The organism is Nocardia sp. (assembly GCF_025465275.1).
Lineage (GTDB): Bacteria > Actinomycetota > Actinomycetes > Mycobacteriales > Mycobacteriaceae > Nocardia.
Genome location: NZ_JAODNK010000051.1, coordinates 144,840 through 163,656 on the forward strand (window position 1 = coordinate 144,840; position 18,817 = coordinate 163,656).

Consider the following 18,817-nt stretch of genomic DNA (forward strand, 5'->3'; position numbering starts at 1 on the left):
GGTCGACGATGCCGAGTGATGATCTCCACTGGTTCATCACGCTCGCCGAGCTCGAACGCGTCGGTGCCGCCGCCGAGCGACTGCATCTGACCCAGCCGACGCTCTCCCGCATGCTGGCCCGCCTGGAACGCCGCCTGGGCGTGCTGCTCTTCGACCGGCACGGAAAACGCCTGACCCTCAACGATTTCGGCCGCGTCTACTACGAGCACGCCCGCCGCGCCCAGGCCGAACTCGATGCCGCCGCACGCGAACTCGCCGATCTGTCGAATCCCGCAAAAGGCGTGGTGCGACTGGCATTCCAGCATTCCCTGGGCGCGCGGGTGGTGCCCGAACTCATCGCGGGCTTTCGCCGCCTCTCCGGGCGCATCACCTTCACGCTGAATCAGGACGCCGCCGATGTGGTGACCGCTGCCGTCCTCGACGGCACCGCCGACCTCGGGCTGGTATCTCCGCGACCCTCGGCCGCCGGGGTGGGGTGGCGGCCGCTGCTGCGCCAGCGCCTGGCGCTCGCCGTGCCGCCCGACCACCGCCTCGCTACCCGGCGGCAGGTGCGCCTCGCGGAGGTCGCGGACGCCGAATTCATTGCCATGCATCCCGGATTCGGCATGCGCCGCGTCCTCGACGAGCTCTGCGCCGCAGCCGATTTCCGACCCCGCATCGGTTTCGAGTGCAGCAATCTGGCCACGATCGCGGGCCTGGTCGCAGTGGGTCTGGGGGTTTCGATACTGCCGCTGGAGTACCCGCCGATGGGTGGCCCGCAACCGGATCCCGCGCTGGTGCCGCTCGTCGATCCGGAGGCGATGCGCGAGGTCGGCCTGGTGTGGTCGACCGCCGCGACGCCCTCGGAGGCGGTGCGCCGTTTCCGGGATTTCACCTTCGACTGGGCCCAGGTGCGGCCCGGAATCGAATAACGTCCAGGCCGCGAGGGCGCGACGGTCGCGTGTCACCGCTGCTGGTAGCGATCTATTCACTGGGCGGTGTCGGTGGTCGGCGGTAAACTTCCATCAAAGAAGTAGCGCTCGAGACCGGGAAGCAGGCCATAGCGACTTTTGAGAACACCAGGCGAAATCGGCGATCAGAGTGCCCCTACGGCAGGCATCGGCGCCGGCGACAATGGGTCCGGGCCGGCGGGCCGGACCGTTCGTTCCAGCATCGAATTGGAACCGGAGTCGGTGTTCGGCTTCCTGGGTTCGGCCGATGAGAACCTGCGTGAACTCGAGCGGCTTCTCGATGCTGATATCCATGTGCGCGGCAATTCCGTCACGCTGACCGGCAGACCGGCCGACATCGCCCTCGCGGAACGTGTCATCGCCCAGCTGGTGGCGCTGACCGCCCGCAATAAGGTGGTCACGCCGGAAGCCGTGCGGCACACCTACTCGATGCTCACCGAGGGTTCCTCGGACTCTCCGGCGGAGGTGCTGAGCCTCGACATCCTGTCCCGGCGCGGCAAGACCATCCGGCCGAAGACGTTGAACCAGAAGCACTATGTCGATGCCATCGACAAGCACACCATCGTGTTCGGCGTCGGTCCGGCCGGTACCGGTAAGACGTACCTGGCCATGGCGAAGGCCGTGCAGGCGCTGCAGGCCAAACAGGTCAGCCGCATCATTCTCACGCGGCCGGCGGTCGAGGCGGGTGAGCGGCTGGGCTTCCTGCCCGGCACGCTCAACGACAAGATCGACCCGTACCTGCGCCCGCTCTACGACGCGCTGCACGACATGATGGATCCCGAGGCCATTCCGAAGCTGATGGCCGCGGGTGTCATCGAGGTCGCGCCGCTGGCGTACATGCGTGGTCGCTCGCTCAATGACGCGTTCATCATTCTGGACGAGGCGCAGAACACCACTGCCGAGCAGATGAAGATGTTCCTCACCCGCCTGGGCTTCGGTTCGAAAATGGTGGTGACCGGCGATGTCAGTCAGGTGGACCTACCCACCGGTGCCCGCTCGGGACTACGGGCGGCCACCGAGATCCTGACGGATGTCGACGATATTGCGATCTCCTACCTGACCAGCAGTGATGTGGTTCGTCACCGACTGGTCGCGGAGATTGTGGACGCCTACGACCGGTACGAGAACGACACTCGCCCGCAGGTCGCCCACTACCCGGGCAACCGGGCGCAGCGGCGTGCAGCGAGCCGGGAGGGGCGCCACTGAGCTCGGCCGATAGGCTGGGCGGGTGAGTATCGAGATCGCCAACGAATCGGGTATCGAAGTATCCGAAGAGGAACTGATCAGCGTCGCGCGGTTCGCGATCGGTCAGATGGATGTGCATTCGGCCGCCGAGCTGTCGATGGTGCTGGTCGATCTCGACACCATGGCAGACCTGCACATGCGCTGGATGGACCTGCCGGGTCCGACCGATGTCATGTCCTTTCCCATGGACGAGCTGGAGCCCGGCGGGCGTCCCGACGCCGCCGAGCCCGGCCCGTCCATGCTCGGGGATATCGTGCTGTGCCCCGAATTCGCGGCGCAGCAGGCCGAGAAGGCCGGCCATGCCATGGACCACGAACTCGCCCTGCTGACCGTGCACGGCGTCCTCCACCTGCTCGGCTACGACCATGCCGAGCCGGAGGAGGAGAAGGAAATGTTCGCGCTGCAGGCCTCGCTGCTCGAAGGCTGGTACGAGAGCGTGCGCGAGGCGCAGCACCGCGCCGAGCTCGCCGAACGTGATGCACAACGGGATGCACGACTGCTGGGTAAGACCGGATTCACCGCACCCGGTGATCCGCTGGATCCCGCGTGAATTCGTTCGTCCTCTTGCTGCTGGCGATAATTTTGGTGCCCGCCGGCGGTGTGTTCGCCGCGCTGGATTCGGCGTTGAATACGATTTCCCCTGCGCGGGTGGACGATCTGGTCCGGGCCGATCGGACGGGTGCGGCGCGATTGGCGCGCATCATCGCCGATCGGCCGCGCTATGTGAACCTCATGGTGCTGCTGCGCGTGCTGTGCGAGATCACCTCGACGGTGCTGCTGGCGGCGGTGCTCATGGATTGGCTGCCCGAGGTGACGGCGCTGGTGGTCACCGCGGCCGTCATGGTGCTGGTGGACTATCTGGTCATCGGTGTCGGGCCGCGCACGCTGGGTCGCCAGCACGCGTATTCGCTGGCGCTGGGCGCCTCGCTGCCGCTGCAGGCCATCGGCACGCTGCTCGGCCCGATCAGCCGATTGCTGATTCTGCTCGGTAATGCGATCACTCCCGGTAGGGGATTTCGCAACGGCCCCTTCGCTTCCGAGATCGAGCTGCGCGAAGTGGTGGATCTGGCCGGTGAGCGCGGTGTGGTGGATGCCGAGGAACGCCGCATGATCCAGTCGGTGTTCGAACTCGGCGAGACGGCCGCCCGCGCGGTCATGGTCCCGCGTACCGAGATGGTCTGGATCGAGTCGGATAAGACTGCGGCGCAGGCGATGTCGCTGGCGGTACGGTCCGGTCATTCGCGAATTCCGGTGGTGGGGGAGAACGTCGACGACATTCTCGGTGTCGTGTATCTGAAAGACCTTGTCCCGTATGCGGATCGGGCCAAGAAGGTGCATGTGCGCGAGGTGATGCGGCCGGCGATCTTCGTACCGGACTCCAAGCCCCTGGATGCGCTGCTCGACGAAATGCAGCGCCACCGCAACCATATGGCGGTGCTGGTGGACGAGTACGGCGGCATTGCCGGGCTGGTCACCATCGAGGATGTACTGGAGGAGATCGTCGGCGAGATCGCCGATGAATACGACACCGACGAGACCGCGCCGGTCGAGGAGATCGGGCACGGGAAATACCGTGTCTCGGCGCGACTTCCGGTCGAGGACCTCGGCGACCTGTTCGGTCTGGAGATCGACGACGAAGACGTCGACACCGTCGGCGGCCTGCTCGCGCATGCGCTGGGCCGCGTGCCGCTGCCGGGTTCCAAGGCTGTGATCCACGGCTTGCAATTGCGGGGTGAGGGCGGCTCGGACGCGCGCGGCCGGGTGCGCGTGCACACGGTGGTGGTGCGGCGAGCCCCGGAGAAGACCAAAAACGAAGCGGCCGAAGGTAAGCCGGACGGCGCACTGGAAGATGGAGAGACCGATGACTGAACTGGATGCCGAGGACAACAAGCTGTTGATCCTCGCGCGCGGCGCGATGGGCCGCACCGGCGGCAGCGCGGGCGCGGCGGTGCGCGATACCGATGGGCGCACCTACGCTGCCGGTGAGGTGGGTCTGGCGAGTTTGAAGCTGACGGCTTTGCAGGCGGCGGTGGCGGCCGCGATCTCCAGTGGCGCAGAGGGTTTCGAGGCCGCGGTAGTGGTGGCGGGCCGGTTCTCCGATCCCGGTATCCCGGCGGTGCGTGAGGTGTCGGCGGCGGCGCGGATCGTTTTCACCGATGCCAAGGGCGCGGTGTTCGAGGTAGTGGAGGAGCCGGTCGAAGGCGACCCGGCACAGCGGACGGGCATTCCTGAGGGCTTCGATCTGGAGACCGAGTCGGAGGTATTCGAGTGAGCAGCAGCAAAGACGTATTCCGTTCGGGCTTCGTGTGTTTCGTGGGACGGCCGAATACCGGCAAGTCCACACTGACCAATGCCATGGTGGGGCAGAAGATCGCCATCACCTCGTCGCGCCCGCAGACCACCCGGCACACCATTCGCGGCATCGTGCACCGCGAGCACGCGCAGCTCATTCTGGTGGACACCCCCGGCCTGCACCGGCCGCGCACGCTGCTCGGTCAGCGGCTCAATGACCTGGTGCGCGATACGTATACCGAGGTCGATGTGATCGCCCTCTGCATTCCGGCGGATGAGAAGATCGGCCCCGGCGACCGCTGGATCGTGGAGCAGATCCGGCTGATGGCTCCCAAGACCAAGCTCATGGGGGTGCTCACCAAGATCGACAAGGTGAGCCGCGATCAGATCGCGCAGAAGCTTTTACTGCTCTCCGAACTACTCGGTCCGGCCTCGGAAATCGTGCCGGTCTCGGCGGTGAAGGGTGAGCAGGTCGAGGTCCTGGTCGATGTCATCGCCTCGCAGATGGCCGAGGGCCCGGCCTTCTACCCCGACGGCGACCTCACCGACGAGCCCGAGGAAACCCTCATGGCCGAGCTCATTCGCGAGGCGGCGCTGGAGGGTCTGGACAACGAACTCCCGCACTCGCTCGCGGTCGTGATCGAGGATGTGCTCGAGCGCGAGGAGAACGAGGACACGGCGACCGACGGCACGCGCACGCACGAGGGCATGCTCGACGTGCACGCGCTGCTCTACGTGGAGCGCCCCAGCCAGAAGGCCATCATCATCGGCCGCGGCGGCGCTCGCCTCAAGGAGATCGGCACCAACGCCCGCCTGCAGATCGAAAAGATCCTCGGCACCCGCATCTTCCTGCACCTGCACGTCAAGGTCGCCAAGGATTGGCAGCGCGACCCCAAACAGCTCGGCAAGCTCGGCTTCTGATTCCGCCGCAGCCCCCGGACTCACGGAACCTGCGGAATCTGCGGAAGCTTGGGGGCATCCCCGCCCGTCATCCCGGCATGCTTTTGGCCGGGATCCACCCAACTCGGCTGAGCCGCATCGGGTCTGGATCCCGGCCAAAAACGCGCCGGGATGACGGGGTGGGTCAGGCGGCGGGGTGACTCATGCGGCGGGGTGGGTCAGGCGGCGGGGTGACTCATGCGGCGGGGTGACTCATGCGACGGGGTGGGTCAGGCGGCGGGGTTCCACCAGGGCGTCGGCCGGTGTTTGTGCCACTCGAGTTCGGCTTCGAGTTGGGCTGCGACGGAGACGAGTAGGGGTTCGGAGTTGGCGGGGCCCATGAGTTGGGCGCCGACCGGGAGGCCGGTGTCGGTGAAGCCTGCGGGGACATTGACCGAGGGCCAGCCGAGGACGTTCCAGGGCCAGGTGTAGGGGCAGGCGGTGGTGATGAGCTGGTCTGTGGCCCAGGAGCTGATGTTGTCGATGTCGTGGACACCGGGCGGCGGGGTGGCGGTGGTGGGGGCCAGGACCACGTCGTAGTTGTCGAAGAAGCGGCCGATTCGCCTGCGCAGCAAGGGTTCTGCCCGGCGGGCGGCGAAGAGCGCGGGGGAGAGGATGCGGCCGGTGAGCGCATTGTGTGTGGTGCGCGGGTCGACCTCGGCACCGGGCATGCGGTTCAGGACCTCGCGGATGCCGACCATGGAGCGGGGGAGGAAGGTCGCGCCGAGCAGTACGCCGTAGTGCAGATCCGCGATGGTGACCTCGTGGCCGAGGCGGCGCAGGGCATCGGCGGTCGCGTGCACCCGCGCCTGTACCTCACGATCGAGTTCGGTCTTGATGGCGGTGAACGGAGTTCGCAGCGAGAGCGCGATGCGCAGCCGGCCCGGATCGCGGCCGACCGCCTCGGAGACGCGCACGGCGGGCGGGGTGTGCAGATCACCCGGGTGCGGTCCGGCGGCGATGTCCAGCAGTAGCGCGGCATCGGCGACGGTGCGCGCCAGCGGCCCGTTCACGGTGAGGCCGTAGAACGCCTCGGGCAGCGGCCAGGTGGAAATGCGCCCGCGCTGCGGTTTGATGCCCACCAGATTGTTCCAGGCCGCGGGGATGCGCACGGAGCCCGCACCGTCGGAACCCAGTGCGGCGGGCACCAATCCGGCCGCGACGGCCGCCGCCGAACCGCCGGACGAGCCGCCCGGCGTGTGCTCGGCGCTCCACGGATTCCGGGTGTGCCCGAAGGCCTCCGCACTGGTGAACGGCAGCTGCCCGAGCTCGCAGGTATTGGTCTTGCCGACGATCACCGCACCGGCGGCCCGCAGTCGCCGAACCGATTCGGCGTCTTCGGTTTTCACCGGGAAGTCGCCGCCGCATCCGAAAGCCGTTGGGCTACCGGCGATATCGGTGTCGTCCTTGATGGCCAGCGGAACTCCGAGCAGCGGCGCGCGCTCCCCGGCGGCGAGCCGGCGGTCGGCGTCAGCGGCTTCGATCAGCGCCTGTTCGCGCCGCACGATCCGAAATGCATTGAGCCCGGCCTGACTTGCGTCGATCGCATTGAGCGCGGCGGTCGTCGCCGCTATCGAGGTGATCTTCCCCTGTGTCAATGCTGTCGCGAGTTGCGCCAGCCCGAGTTCGTTTACCGACGCCGTCGTCATGGTGAGTCCCGTCTCCCTGCCGTTCGCTGGGAAACGTAGCGCGATTCTGGTCACACGTCCAGCGAGGATGGCGCCGCGCATTCACACAGGCAGGAGGACCTGCTCGAGCTCGAGCAGTTGCTGTTTGCGTTCCAGTCCGCCGGAGTAGCCCGTGAGTGAACCGCCCGCTGCGATCACCCGATGGCAGGGCCGCACCACGAGCAGCGGATTCGCGCCGATTGCGGCCGCCACGGCGCGGACGCGCTCACGCGGCGCTCCGATCCGTGCGGCTATCTCGCCATAGGTGACGGTGACGCCGTACGGGATCTCGTCGAGCGCCCGCCATACGCGCCGCTGGAAATCGGTTCCGCTGTCCGCGAATTCGATATCGAAGCGGGTGTCGACGCCGGCGAAGTACGCCCGCAGCTGAACCGCGATCGGGACGAACGCGCAGGCGTCCTCGATCCATTCGGGTCGTACGGCGATTCCGCCTCGCTGTCCCGGCACGGACAGAGAGGTCAGGGCGATCCCACCCGGCGCGGTCTCCGAGCGTTCTCCGGCCAGCAGCAGGGCGCCGAGCGGGCTGTCGATTCTCGCGTACACGGTCATGTCCGGTCTCCTCTCGATTGTCGTTCCGCTATCGAATCTGCCCCAGCCGGCCGGGCTTGACCGGCGGTATTCGGACATGTCGCTGGCCTCACGAACAGCGGTTTCGAAGACGCGAGCGGTGCGGGCGCATTCGGTCGGGAGGGCGTGCGAGACTGTTGCGGTGCAGTTGTACAGAGACCATGCGGTAGTGGTTCGCCAGCACAAGCTGGGCGAGGCCGACCGTATTGTCACGCTGCTCACCCGCCAGCACGGTCTGGTGCGCGCGGTCGCCAAGGGTGTGCGCCGGACCAGGTCCAAATTCGGGGCGCGGCTGGAACCCTTCGCCTATATCGATGTGCAGCTGCATCCCGGTCGCAATCTCGATGTTGTCACCCAGGTGCACACAGTGGAGGCCTTCGCCTCCGATATCGTCGCCGATTACGGCCGCTACACCACCGCCTGCGCGGTGCTGGAAACCGCGGAACGCCTCGCCGGTGAGGAGCGCGCCCCCGCGCCCCGCCTGCACACCCTCACCGCGGGCGCACTGCGCGCCATCGCTCTCGGTCATCGCCCGCACGAGTTGATCCTGGACGCATTTCTCTTGCGCGCCATGGGTTTTTCCGGCTGGCCGCCCTCCCTCGACGAATGCGCCCGCTGCGCCACCCCCGGCCCGCACCGCGCCTTCCACGTGGCCGCAGGCGGCGCGGTCTGTGTCCACTGCCGTCCCCCCGGCTCCGCCACCCCCATGGTCGGCGTCCTGGAACACATGAGCGCCCTCAATCGCGGCGATTGGTCCGGCGTACAAGCGGTTCCGGACAATATGCGCCGCCAGGCCAGCGGCCTCATAGCCGCCCACCTCCAATGGCACCTGGAACGCCAACTCCGAACTCTGCCGTTGATCGAGCGCACCCGCCCCCACGAAGCAGTCGAATCCGCCGCAGTCGGCTGATCCACAGTTGTCTCAGGGCTCGGACCCGCCATTTCTTCCAGGCTTGGGCGAGTTGGGGGGCTTCGGCCGGATAACCCTGGGAGTCTCACTGGGTGGTACTCGGATGTGGTTCAGGATCAGTGAGATTCGATACAGCGACTATCACCATTAGCGAGCCTAAAGTTCTCTACGTGTTTGCCTCCCGACAGTCCCCGCGCGGCTCGCTGCGCCGCATACCGATTTCCCTCGCCGCCGGCGCCCTTGCCGCCGCTATCGTCGCCGTTCCCGCTGCGGCCGATCCGGTGCCGCCGAGTTTGCCGTTCGGCGGGCTGACCTACTCGGTCAAGGTGCAGCAGCCGGGGATTGCCGACGGCTACATCTACTACACCAGCGGTGTGAGTGCGGCAGCGCTGGTGCCGGGGCTCGGGACTGTCGCGCAGGTGCTGCCGGGTGGGCAGCCGGCGAATGTCATCGCCGATCGCTCGGGGCGGGAGATCAAGCGGTTCACTCCGCCTGCGGGACAGGATGTTTCGAACTTCCGCAGCCAGGTGTATCAGGGCCGGAAGGTGCTCACCTGGTGGCAGGGCAGCACGGTGGCCGGGCACGGGTCGGGCGTGGGCGTGATCGCGGATGAGAACTTCAATGTCATCACCACGGTGGATCCGGGTGGGGCGGGCGCGGATGTGCACGAGTTCCGGCTGACCCCGGACGGTCGCGCCCTGCTGACCTCCTATCCGCAGGTGAATGCCGATCTCACCGCCATCGGCGGGCCGGTGGACGGCAAGATGTTCGACACCGTCGCCGTGGTGATGGATGTCGCGACGGGTAAGGAAATCTCGCACTGGAGTGCGGCCGAGCATGTGCCGCTGGCCGAGTCCGAGACGCCGGGCAAACTGGGCGGCGACGTGTACGACCCGTACCACATGAATTCCATCAGTCTCGATTCGTCGGGCAATCTGGTTGTGTCACTGCGGAATACGGCGGCGGTCTACGACATCGACCCGCGCACCGGCACTATTCTCTGGCAGCTTGGCGGTAAGAATCCGACCCTCACCGCGAGCCCGGATATCGAATTCGCCTTCCAGCACGATGCCGAATTCAGCGATGCCTCCACCCTGCGGCTGTTCAACAACAACTCCGACGGCCTGGAGTCGCGCGGCCCCTCCAGCGTCGAGTGGATCCACATCGATCCGATCGCCAAGCAGGCCACCCTGGTTCGCAACCAGCAGCATCCCGACAAGCTGACGACCTTCGCCATGGGCAATGCCCAAGCCCTTCCGAACGGCAATACGCTGGTCAGCTGGGGCATGGTCCCGCGCATCTCCGAGTTCTCCCCTTCGGGTGAGCTGCTCTACGACGCGTCCCTCCCCTTCGGCTCCTACCGCGCCTACCTGGACACCTGGCCGATCTCCTGACACCGGGGGATCGGACAGCCGCTGTCGGTGTCGAGCAGCGTCTGCCGGGGCTGCTCGACACCGGCGCGGACTGTGTGGTCAGGGGAATGCGGGTGATTCGTGGAGATGATGCGCGAATTCCGTGGGCGTGGTCGAGCGGCCGGAGGCATCGGGCAGGATGGGGGTCGTGATCGGTACTCGCAAGCCTTCCGCAGCCCAGCGCACGGTGCGTCCGCCCTCGCCGCACCCCTCCGGGGCCACGCCGCCGGGGATTCCCCTGGAGTTCGTGCCCAGGCATGTGGCCCTGGTGATGGACGGCAACGGCCGCTGGGCGCAGGAGCAGGGCCTGCCGCGCACCGCCGGGCACGAGCGCGGCGAGGCGGTCCTCATGGATACCGTCGAGGGCTGTATCGAAATCGGCGTGAAGTGGCTGTCGGCGTACGCCTTCTCCACCGAGAATTGGCGGCGCAGCCCGGATGAGGTCAAGTTCCTCATGGGGTTCAACCGCGATGTGATCCGCCGCCGCCGCGACGAAATGCACGAGATGGGTGTGCGGGTGCGCTGGGCGGGTCGGCGACCGCGCCTGTGGCGCAGCGTGATCAAGGAATTGGAGATCGCGGAGGAGCTCACCCAGGACAATACGGTGATGACGCTGACCATGTGCGTCAACTACGGCGGCCGCGCCGAGATCGCCGATGCCGCAAGGGAAATCGCGCGCCGGGTGGCCCGGGGTGAGATCGATCCGGAGAAGGTGACCGAGGCGACGGTGGCCCGCTACCTCGACGAGCCGGATATGCCGGATGTGGACCTGTTCCTGCGCCCGTCCGGTGAGTTCCGCACCTCGAACTTCCTCATGTGGCAGTCGGCGTACGCCGAGTTCGTTTTCCAGGAAACGCTTTTCCCCGATTTCGACCGCCGCAATCTCTGGGCTGCCTGTCTGGAGTACGCCAAGCGCGACCGCCGTTTCGGCGGCGCGAAGTGAGCGACGAACTGTCCCCGGCGGAGGACCTGCAGGCGCGCGCCGGCGCAGCGCTGGCCCGCTACGAGGTAAACGTCCGCGTCGAAGAGGGCGGCGGCCTCGGCTTCGAATTCGACGGTTCGCTGTGCTCCCTGCGCGGCGTGAACCTGGCCCCGGGCCTGGACGTGCTGACCCTGACCTGCGTACTGGCCTGGGATCGTCCGCTGAAACCGCAGTTGCACAAGCGAGTTGCCGAACGTAATGCCGCGCTGCAGTTCGGCTCGATCACCATTGTCGGCCACGACAAACTGGCCGACATCATCCTGCGCTACACCTTCCCGGCCGCGGGGTTGGAGGGCGAGGCGCTCGCCACCATGCTGCTGCTGGTGCTCTCCGGTGCGGGCCGCGCCCGTCAGGGTCTGGTACTGCCCTGACCGCTCGGTCGAATTCTGCTCAGCCGAATCTTGTTCAGTTGGGCGAGATTTCGGCGATGGTGGTAATCGGGCCGTAGGCGGGCAGCAGCTGTGCCACACCGCGACTGAAGGATTCGGGATCGGTGTCGCCCAGGATCAGGTGCTGCAGAATGAAGCCGGGGAGCAGCCCGAGGAAGGCCTTGCCCACCGCATCGGTATCGGCATCGATTGGCAGCCAGCCGATTTCGCGCATGCGAATGGCATAGTCGATCCAGAGTCGGCGGATACTGCTGATACTGGTGCGGACATAGTCGCCGATATTGGCGTCGGTCAATGCCAGCGCCCAGGCTTGCGGAATGACGCGGACAGGCCCGCTGGTACCACTCAGGCGGACAATCGTTTCGGTAATGGAGCGAACGAGTTCCGCCGGAGTGGGCAGCGGATCGCTGTAGACGGCCTCACTCAGGGCGGCGCGCAGATCCACGGTCGACTCGCTGGTGAGGGCCGCGATAATGTCGTCCTTGGATTTGAAGTAGCGGTACACCGCACCTGCGGAGAGGCCGGATTCGGCGAACACGTCCTGCATGGTGGTGGTGTGAATACCCTTGCGGGCGAAGCACATTTGCGCGGCGTCGAGGATTTGCAGTCTGCGTCGTTCGAGGTGTTCTTCGCTGACTCTGGGCATGGACCCCAAACTAAAACGAATATCCGTTCGCAACAAGATGACAGCTCGATGTCCGGGTTGTCCCAAAGCTCGGGCATCGAGCTGTTTCGCGCGTCAGCTCTTGCGGCTGGAGCAGCTGCGGCAGGTGCCGAAAATCTCCATGGTGTGGCTGATATCGGAGAAGCCGTGTTCGGCGGCGACGGAATCCGCCCAGGCTTCGACGGTCGGCCCTTCGACCTCCACGGTGCTCCCGCAGCTGCGGCAGACCAGGTGGTGGTGATGTCCGGTGGAGCACTGCCGGTACACCGATTCGCCTGAGTCGGTACGCAATACGTCGACCAGCCCGGCCTCGGCCAGCGATTGCAGCGTGCGGTAGACGGTGGTCAGACCGATGCCCTCGCCGCGCCGGCGCAGCTCATCGTGCAGTTCCTGCGCGGAGCGGAATTCGTCGATATCGGTGAGCAGCGCCGCGATGGCGCTGCGCTGGCGGGTGCTGCGGACACCGACCGTCTTCTCGGTTGTTCCCACGATCACCCTTCCTCGGCATGTGCGACGGCGTCGATGACGATATGCGCCAGATGCTCGTCGACCAGTTCGTAGATCACTTCGCGCCCGGTGCGTTCACCGCGCACCACGCCCGCGGATTTGAGGATCCGCAGGTGCTGGCTGATCAGCGGCTGGGTCACACCGAGCGTATCGACCAGTTCGTGCACGCAGCGCGGCGATTCCCGCAGCTGCAGCACGATGGCGATGCGCACCGGTGCGGCCAGGGCGCGCAGCAGCTCGCCCGCCGAGTCCAGGATGGTGCGCGAGGGCACGATCGGCGGCATGGGCGATCGGTACGGGTACGGGTCGTGCGGAATCGCGGCTGGGGCCTCCGTCGCGACGCGGGAGCGCCGCAGAGGGGCACCGCTGTCCGTGGTCATCGAACCAACTCCTTATTGGAAACCGATGCCATTCTTATATGCAAGCATATGCATGTCAAATGGGCGCGCGGTGGAGTCGGCCGCAGGAGTCAGCAGTCGTGTTCGGTGGGCAGCGGAATCGTCGGGTCGAAGTACTGTTCGGTCGGTCGCACCGGCAGCCCGACGCCGGACTCGCCGTAGGAGGGTGCCAGGAACCCCTTCCGGAACCAGGAGCAATCCCCGGCATAGGTGAAGGCATTGATCTCGCCGAACCACACGCCCTGCGAAGCGGCGTCGTAGCCGGAATCGTCGATCAGGGTGTACTCGGTCTCCTGGCGCGCGACCACGATGATGTCCATCGGATCATGCACCTTGCTCTGATCTGGAGCCGAGAAGGCGTAGGCCACAATGTAATTGGTCTTGATCGTCAGCTCGCCGTCCTTGTCGAGCGCCTCCGACATCGAGCCGTTGACGCGCGGCGCCGCCGGCAGCAGCTGGAATCCCGGTGCGAGCTTCGCGGTGACCCACCAGTTCTGGCTCTCATTGCCCGGAGTCAGTTTCGGCCGGAGATCGGCCACCTGCCCGGGCGCCAGCAGCGCCAGCACCGGCTCCGCGTCGCCGGTCCCCAGCACGTGCTGATCCAGCCGCGCGAGCACGATGAGCTGCTGGGCGCGCGTCATGGCCGTCGTCACCTGCTCGGCCGAGAAGCGGCCGATCGGTGTGGCAGGGGGCAGGACGATGCCCGCGGCGCCCGAGGCCCAGTTCGCGGCGGGTGTGTTGTCGAAGGGGCGGGCCTGGTCCACCTGGAAGGCCGGCTTCGGGGCGGACGTCAGGGGAACGTTCGCCACCAGGTTGGTCGAGTGTGGGCGATAGAGCATGGCGAAGGTGAGTGCCAGTGCCACCGCCCCTGATATGCCCACCCACGGGAGGTATCTGCGCCGCCGCTGTCGCCACACTTCCCGGCGCTCTACGCGCTTCGCCCAGTCGTCTCCCGATAAATCGGTCGGAAACTCGTGCATGGCAGCCACCCCCGGGGTGCAGCTCGTCGCCTTCGCCGCGACCGCTCGTCGACATCGGCGTACCCGACCGGTCGCGATTCCATCATCTCGCGATCGGGGGTGCCTGGTGCATCCCCGAATAGTGGGGGCAGCGGCAAGCCCTGCTCCCGGCGTAAAACGGCTGGCTCCGTACCGATAGGCTTGAGGACGTCCCTTGTAGTTTTCCGGACCGGATGGAGATTTCTTCAGTGGCACCCAAGTCGAAGGTGGACACCGTCGCCAACCTCGCCAAGCGTCGGGGTCTCGTGTACCCGAGCGGTGAGATCTACGGCGGCACCAAATCGGCGTGGGATTACGGCCCGCTCGGAGTCGAGCTCAAGGAGAACATCAAGCGGCAGTGGTGGCGTTCGATGGTCACCAGCCGTGAGGATGTGGTCGGCCTCGACTCGTCGATCATCCTGCCCCGCCAGGTGTGGGTGGCCTCCGGTCACGTCGCGGTGTTCAACGATCCGCTGGTGGAGTGCCTGAACTGCCATAAGCGGCATCGTCAGGACCACCTGCAGGAGGCGTACGCCGAGAAGCACAAGGGTGTCGAGGACCCGGATTCGGTGTCCATGGAGCTCATCGTGTGCCCCGATTGCGGCACCGTCGGCAAGTGGACCGAGCCGCGCGACTTCAACATGATGCTCAAGACCTATCTGGGCCCGGTCGAGACCGAAGACGGCATGCACTACCTGCGCCCGGAGACCGCGCAGGGCATCTTCGTCAATTACAAGAACGTCGAGACCACCGCGCGCAAGAAGCCGCCGTTCGGTATTGCCCAGATGGGCAAGAGCTTCCGCAACGAGATCTCGCCCGGCAACTTCATCTTCCGTACTCGTGAGTTCGAGCAGATGGAGATGGAGTTCTTCGTCAAGCCGGGCGAGGACGAGCAGTGGCACCAGTACTGGATCGACACGCGCCTGGCCTGGTACACGGATCTGGGCATCGATCCGGAGAACCTGCGGCTGTTCGAGCACCCGAAGGAGAAGCTCTCGCACTACTCCACCCGCACGGTGGATATCGAGTACCGCTTCCGCTTCCAGGGCAGCGAGTGGGGCGAGCTGGAGGGTGTCGCCAACCGCACCGACTTCGACCTGAAGACCCACTCCGAGCATTCGGGGCAGGATCTGAGCTACTTCGATCAGACCACCGGCGAGCGCTACACGCCGTATGTGATCGAGCCGGCGGCCGGTCTGACCCGTTCGCTGATGGCCTTCCTGGTGGATGCGTATCACGTGGAGCAGGTTCCGACCGCCAAGGGCGGGCTCGAGGATCGCACCACTTTGCGCCTGGATCGTCGGCTGGCTCCGGTCAAGGCCGCGGTGCTGCCGCTCTCGCGCAATGCGGATCTCTCCCCCAAGGCGAAGGATCTCGCCACTCAGTTGCGTAAGAACTGGAATGTCGAGTTCGACGATGCCGGTGCCATCGGCCGCCGTTATCGCCGTCAGGACGAGGTCGGCACCCCGTTCTGCATCACGGTGGACTTCGATACTCTCGAGGATCACGCCGTCACAGTGCGTGAGCGTGACTCCATGGCACAGGAGCGAATTGCTCTCGATCAAGTAGAGGGCTACCTGGCAGCACGCCTCATCGGCGCCTGACTCCCGACAACCCCGAGAAGACCGGTCAATGCCTGACCGGTCTTTTCTTTATTCTGTTGCCCCTGAAATTTGGGGCGCTGATTAATAATTCAGGTATCGCACTACTCGTGTTAACGACTCCCGATCGGCGCATATTTATATGTATGGGGCAACGGCGCCTGCCGCTGTGCTCGATCTGCCGAGGTGAGTCATGAGCGAGCGTGTTATCGGCCCCCGCTCGGGGCTGCAATGGGTCTCATTGGGGGATTCCGGATCATCCTGTCCTGCCGCCAGGTCTACAGTGGCGGCTTTTCGATCTTGGGCTGAATCCTTTCTGACCCAACCCAGTGACGAACTGGGACGAGACGGGCCCGTATGCCCGTACGTACGACCGTCCATACGGCGGGACCTGCTGTGGATCGCACAGGTCCCCGCTGTGGAGCCGCAGCCCGTATGGTTGCGCGCCATTATCGAGGACGCACTCGAGGTTTATCCCGAATTGCCTACGGGGAACGGCAGTTCCACATCGGTCTTGCGCGCGTTGATAACCGTGTTCCCGAATCTGGCCGACTTGTCGCTGATCGATGAGATGCACGAGGAATTCAAGACCAGATTCGTGGAACGCGGTGCGATGCTCGGCCAATTCTACCCGGGATGCGATCAGCCGGGCCTGTGGAACAAGGACTTTCGGCCTTTGGATGCACCGATGCCGATGCTGGTCGTTCGATCCATGATGACAACTGATTTCCCATTCCTATTAGACCGACCGGAATGGATGAATGCTTACGTGCGCAAGTTCGCACCTGGGCTGCCCGCACATGTGCGCGCAGTCATGGTGGGGCGGTTGACAGCTCGCCCCGACAACTGGGTTCCGGCGTATCACGAACAGCCGCAAGACGCCCAGTCTCTTTCGTGACCGTGTTCGACTCGATGAGGCGTTATGACGCGCGAATTAGCGGCGGAACAGACCGCCACGGTTTTTCCACTCTCTCCCGCCCAGCTCGGCATGTGGTATGCGCAGCAACTGGATCCGAGCGTGCCGCTCTCGGAGGCTCAGTACATCGAGATGCGCGGGCCACTGGATCTCCCGGCGCTGCGTAGCGCCGCGTTGATCGCCGGGCGCGAATTCGGTTCCGGCGTACTGCGACTGGCGGAGATCGACGATTGGCCGTATCAGGTGGTCGACCCCGGTCTGGCGCCCGCGGTGGGATTTCTGGACTTCCGGGACAAACCGGAACCGATTGTGGCCGCGCTGGAGTGGATGCGCGCCGATGTCGCCGCACCCATCGATCTGCTCGGTGCGCGCGCCGGAATCTCCACGGTGATCCGGGTCGGGGACGACCACCACCTGTGGTTCACCCGCGCCCACCACATTCTCATCGACGGATTCGGTTCGGTGACCATGCTGTACCGCGTTGCGGAGCTGTACAACGCCGCGGTCCGCCACGAGCCCGCGCCCGCCGGAACCGCCGCCTCGCTGCTCGCGGTGCACGAGGCCGAAATGATGTACCGGGAGTCGAGCCGCTTCGCGACCGATGAGCAGTATTGGCGTGAAGTGACCGCCGGCATGCCGCAGCGATGCAGCCTGGTATCCGCCACGGCCCCCGCGTGCGCGCTGGGACGAGCGGCCCGCGAACAGCTGGGGGAGGGGACCGCCGCACGCCTGGAGAGCGCGGCGCAGCGCTTCGATGCCAGCGCGGCCATGGTGGTGATGGCGGCGGTCGCGCTGTACTACGCCCGGCTCACGGCCACCGAGGACGTGGTGCTGAGCCTGCCCGTATCCGGGCGGACCACCGCCGTACTGCGCCGCTCCGGCGGCATGATCGCCAATGTGGTGCCACTGCGGGTGCGAGTGCCGCGCACGGGCCGGGTCGGTGAGGTGCTGGACGCGGTGCGGGTAGCCGCGTCGGGCGCCCTGCGGCACCAGCGCTTCCGCGCCGAGGACATGCGCTGGGGCGCTGCGGGGCCGGGTGGTGCCGGGCGAGGAGAGGCTGGGCAAGGGCCTGCGGGGGAGAGGGCGGCCGAGCCAGGCGTTGCCGATCCGGGGGTGGCCGGTGGGCCGGAGTTCGGTGCCGCTGAGCAGGGGGTGGGCGCTGATGGGCAGCCGGAGCTCGGGCGGGGGTTTGTCGGGCCGGTTATCAATATCATGCTGTTTCCGGCGGGGATCGACTTCGCGGGTGTGCGGTCGAGCTTGCATGTGCTGACGTCCGGGCCGATCGAGGATCTGTTCGTCAACTTCTATCAGCACGGGGCCGGTGCGCCTATTCATGTCGACTTCGCGGCGAATCCTCGCCTCTATGACGAGGATTCGCTCGGGCGGCACCATCGGCGGTTCTTGGCACTGCTGGATTCGCTGCTCGCGGCCGAGGTTGATACGCCGCTGGCCGAGTTGGCGTACTGCACCGCGGACGAGCTGGGAGTGCTCGCGGGTTCCCATGGTGCGCAGGCGCCGGAACCGCAACTGCTGCCGGAGATTCTGCACGCTGGACTACGGCGCGCGGGCCAGGATGCGGTGGCGGTGATCGGTGGTGGCCGGCAACTGACCTATGGCGAATTGGACGAGTTGTCGAATCGGCTGGCACGCAGGTTGCTGCGGAGTTCTGGGAACTCGGAGCGGGTCGGTCCGGAATCGACTGTGCTGCTGACACTTCCGCGATCCGTCCAAGCGGTGGTTGCGCTGTGGGCGGTGGCCAAGACCGGCGCGGCCTTCGTGCCGCTCGGTACCGGTATGCCCGGTGATCGCGTGGCACGCATTGCCGCCGAATGTGGAGCCCGGCTGGGGCTGACTCTCGGGGAGGTTCCTGATCTCCCGGCTACGGTGCAGTGGATCGCCCTTGATGACCTCCTGTCCGAAACAGCCTGGACCGAGGTGTCATCCGAGCCGTTGGACGCACATGAGCGGCCAGGTCATCAGCGCCTGTCCAACCCGGCGTACGTAGTATTCACCTCCGGTTCCACGGGTGTGCCCAAGGGCGTCGTGGTGACCCACGCGGGTCTCTCGGGTTTGGCTGCGGCAATTGTGGATTCGTATCGTGTTGCTCCGGGCTCGCGGGTGCTGCAATGCCTGAACCCGAGCTTCGACGCATCAGTCCTGGAATGGCTGATGGCCTTCGCCGCAGGTGCCACACTCGTTGTGGCCGAGGCGGATCCGATACTCGGCGCCGAACTGGCCGCGCTGGTGCGCGAGCACGGGATCACCCAGGTCTGCTCCACCCCGGCGGTGCTGTCCACGCTGGAACCGGATGCCCTGGACGGGGTGCGCGCGGTGTCGTCAGGCGGTGAACCCACGCCGC

General features: G+C 66.2%; 19 protein-coding genes. 13 read left to right on the forward strand and 6 right to left on the reverse strand.

The window, feature by feature from the left end:
* Positions 1-8: 8 nt before the first annotated feature.
* The 6 genes from JWN03_RS11910 (at position 9) to era (ending at position 5,408) form a co-directional block, all read left to right on the forward strand.
* A complete protein-coding gene (locus JWN03_RS11910) occupies positions 9-911 on the forward strand; it encodes a LysR family transcriptional regulator (protein ID WP_297613774.1) in 903 nt (300 codons plus the stop codon).
* Between the two features lie 186 nt (positions 912-1,097).
* Complete coding sequence (locus tag JWN03_RS11915) at positions 1,098-2,156, forward strand: PhoH family protein (RefSeq protein WP_297613798.1); 1,059 nt, start codon at positions 1,098-1,100, stop codon at positions 2,154-2,156.
* Positions 2,157-2,178: 22 nt separating this feature from the next.
* Positions 2,179-2,745: an rRNA maturation RNase YbeY gene (gene ybeY, locus JWN03_RS11920; RefSeq protein WP_297613775.1), complete on the forward strand. Its 567-nt coding sequence runs from the start codon at positions 2,179-2,181 to the stop codon at positions 2,743-2,745.
* On the forward strand, positions 2,742-4,064 hold the full coding sequence (locus JWN03_RS11925) for a hemolysin family protein (protein WP_297613776.1): 1,323 nt from the start codon (positions 2,742-2,744) through the stop codon (positions 4,062-4,064). Before ybeY ends, JWN03_RS11925 begins: the two co-directional genes overlap by 4 nt.
* Entirely contained in the window at positions 4,057-4,467 is a 411-nt protein-coding gene (locus JWN03_RS11930) for a cytidine deaminase (protein WP_297613777.1), read from the forward strand. Before JWN03_RS11925 ends, JWN03_RS11930 begins: the two co-directional genes overlap by 8 nt.
* The gene (gene era, locus JWN03_RS11935; RefSeq protein ID WP_297613778.1) at positions 4,464-5,408 is read left to right on the forward strand and encodes a GTPase Era; all 945 of its coding nucleotides are present in this window, start codon (positions 4,464-4,466) and stop codon (positions 5,406-5,408) included. The genes JWN03_RS11930 and era overlap by 4 nt, the downstream gene beginning before the upstream one ends.
* Before the next feature lie 248 nt (positions 5,409-5,656).
* On the opposite strand, the gene JWN03_RS11940 is transcribed toward era, so the two are convergent.
* Both JWN03_RS11940 and JWN03_RS11945 read right to left on the reverse strand, forming a co-directional pair.
* Positions 5,657-7,075, reverse strand: a complete 1,419-nt coding sequence (locus tag JWN03_RS11940; protein ID WP_297613779.1) for an amidase — start codon at positions 7,073-7,075, stop codon at positions 5,657-5,659.
* Between the two features lie 81 nt (positions 7,076-7,156).
* Positions 7,157-7,663, reverse strand: a complete 507-nt coding sequence (locus tag JWN03_RS11945; protein ID WP_297613780.1) for a methylated-DNA--[protein]-cysteine S-methyltransferase — start codon at positions 7,661-7,663, stop codon at positions 7,157-7,159.
* 160 nt (positions 7,664-7,823) lie between these two features.
* Here JWN03_RS11945 and recO point away from each other — a divergent pair, with 160 nt between their 5' ends.
* The 4 genes from recO (at position 7,824) to JWN03_RS11965 (ending at position 11,356) form a co-directional block, all read left to right on the forward strand.
* Positions 7,824-8,591 carry a DNA repair protein RecO gene (gene recO / locus JWN03_RS11950; RefSeq protein ID WP_297613781.1) on the forward strand — a complete coding sequence of 256 codons (768 nt, stop codon included), beginning with the start codon at positions 7,824-7,826 and terminating at the stop codon, positions 8,589-8,591.
* Positions 8,592-8,761: 170 nt separating this feature from the next.
* Positions 8,762-9,985 (forward strand): arylsulfotransferase family protein, encoded by a 1,224-nt coding sequence (locus tag JWN03_RS11955; protein ID WP_297613782.1) that lies wholly within the window; start codon positions 8,762-8,764, stop codon positions 9,983-9,985.
* A gap of 157 nt (positions 9,986-10,142) precedes the next feature.
* Entirely contained in the window at positions 10,143-10,946 is an 804-nt protein-coding gene (locus tag JWN03_RS11960; protein WP_297613783.1) for an isoprenyl transferase, read from the forward strand.
* Entirely contained in the window at positions 10,943-11,356 is a 414-nt protein-coding gene (locus tag JWN03_RS11965) for a hypothetical protein (RefSeq protein ID WP_441342972.1), read from the forward strand. Before JWN03_RS11960 ends, JWN03_RS11965 begins: the two co-directional genes overlap by 4 nt.
* 34 nt (positions 11,357-11,390) lie before the next feature.
* Here the strand turns inward: JWN03_RS11965 and JWN03_RS11970 are convergent, their stop codons facing one another.
* The 4 genes from JWN03_RS11970 to JWN03_RS11985 form a co-directional block, all read right to left on the reverse strand.
* Positions 11,391-12,020 carry a TetR/AcrR family transcriptional regulator gene (locus JWN03_RS11970; protein ID WP_297613784.1) on the reverse strand — a complete coding sequence of 210 codons (630 nt, stop codon included), beginning with the start codon at positions 12,018-12,020 and terminating at the stop codon, positions 11,391-11,393.
* A gap of 93 nt (positions 12,021-12,113) precedes the next feature.
* Entirely contained in the window at positions 12,114-12,527 is a 414-nt protein-coding gene (locus tag JWN03_RS11975) for a Fur family transcriptional regulator (RefSeq protein ID WP_297613785.1), read from the reverse strand.
* A 2-nt stretch (positions 12,528-12,529) separates the two neighbouring features.
* Complete coding sequence (locus JWN03_RS11980) at positions 12,530-12,829, reverse strand: ArsR/SmtB family transcription factor (RefSeq protein ID WP_297613800.1); 300 nt, start codon at positions 12,827-12,829, stop codon at positions 12,530-12,532.
* Between the two features lie 185 nt (positions 12,830-13,014).
* Positions 13,015-13,824: a hypothetical protein gene (locus JWN03_RS11985; RefSeq protein ID WP_297613786.1), complete on the reverse strand. Its 810-nt coding sequence runs from the start codon at positions 13,822-13,824 to the stop codon at positions 13,015-13,017.
* Between the two features lie 326 nt (positions 13,825-14,150).
* Here JWN03_RS11985 and JWN03_RS11990 point away from each other — a divergent pair, with 326 nt between their 5' ends.
* The 3 genes from JWN03_RS11990 to JWN03_RS12000 form a co-directional block, all read left to right on the forward strand.
* Entirely contained in the window at positions 14,151-15,545 is a 1,395-nt protein-coding gene (locus JWN03_RS11990; protein ID WP_297613787.1) for a glycine--tRNA ligase, read from the forward strand.
* Between the two features lie 190 nt (positions 15,546-15,735).
* The gene (locus JWN03_RS11995) at positions 15,736-16,440 is read left to right on the forward strand and encodes a DUF6875 domain-containing protein (protein ID WP_366914388.1); all 705 of its coding nucleotides are present in this window, start codon (positions 15,736-15,738) and stop codon (positions 16,438-16,440) included.
* A gap of 24 nt (positions 16,441-16,464) precedes the next feature.
* The coding region (locus JWN03_RS12000) for an AMP-binding protein (RefSeq protein ID WP_297613789.1) at positions 16,465-18,817 on the forward strand (2,353 nt) is incomplete at its 3' end.

Excerpts from the sequence above, each read along its gene's own strand:
- JWN03_RS11960 (WP_297613783.1), top strand. The coding sequence starts at position 10,143 with ATGGGGGTCGTGATCGGTACTCGCAAGCCTTCCGCAGCCCAGCGCACG.
- JWN03_RS11930 (WP_297613777.1), top strand. The coding sequence starts at position 4,057 with ATGACTGAACTGGATGCCGAGGACAACAAGCTGTTGATCCTCGCGCGC.
- JWN03_RS11945 (WP_297613780.1), bottom strand. The coding sequence starts at position 7,663 with ATGACCGTGTACGCGAGAATCGACAGCCCGCTCGGCGCCCTGCTGCTG.
- JWN03_RS11980 (WP_297613800.1), bottom strand. The coding sequence starts at position 12,829 with ATGCCGCCGATCGTGCCCTCGCGCACCATCCTGGACTCGGCGGGCGAG.
- JWN03_RS11970 (WP_297613784.1), bottom strand. The coding sequence starts at position 12,020 with ATGCCCAGAGTCAGCGAAGAACACCTCGAACGACGCAGACTGCAAATC.
- JWN03_RS11910 (WP_297613774.1), top strand. The coding sequence starts at position 9 with ATGCCGAGTGATGATCTCCACTGGTTCATCACGCTCGCCGAGCTCGAA.
- JWN03_RS11995 (WP_366914388.1), top strand. The coding sequence starts at position 15,736 with ATGAGCGAGCGTGTTATCGGCCCCCGCTCGGGGCTGCAATGGGTCTCA.
- JWN03_RS11940 (WP_297613779.1), bottom strand. The coding sequence starts at position 7,075 with ATGACGACGGCGTCGGTAAACGAACTCGGGCTGGCGCAACTCGCGACA.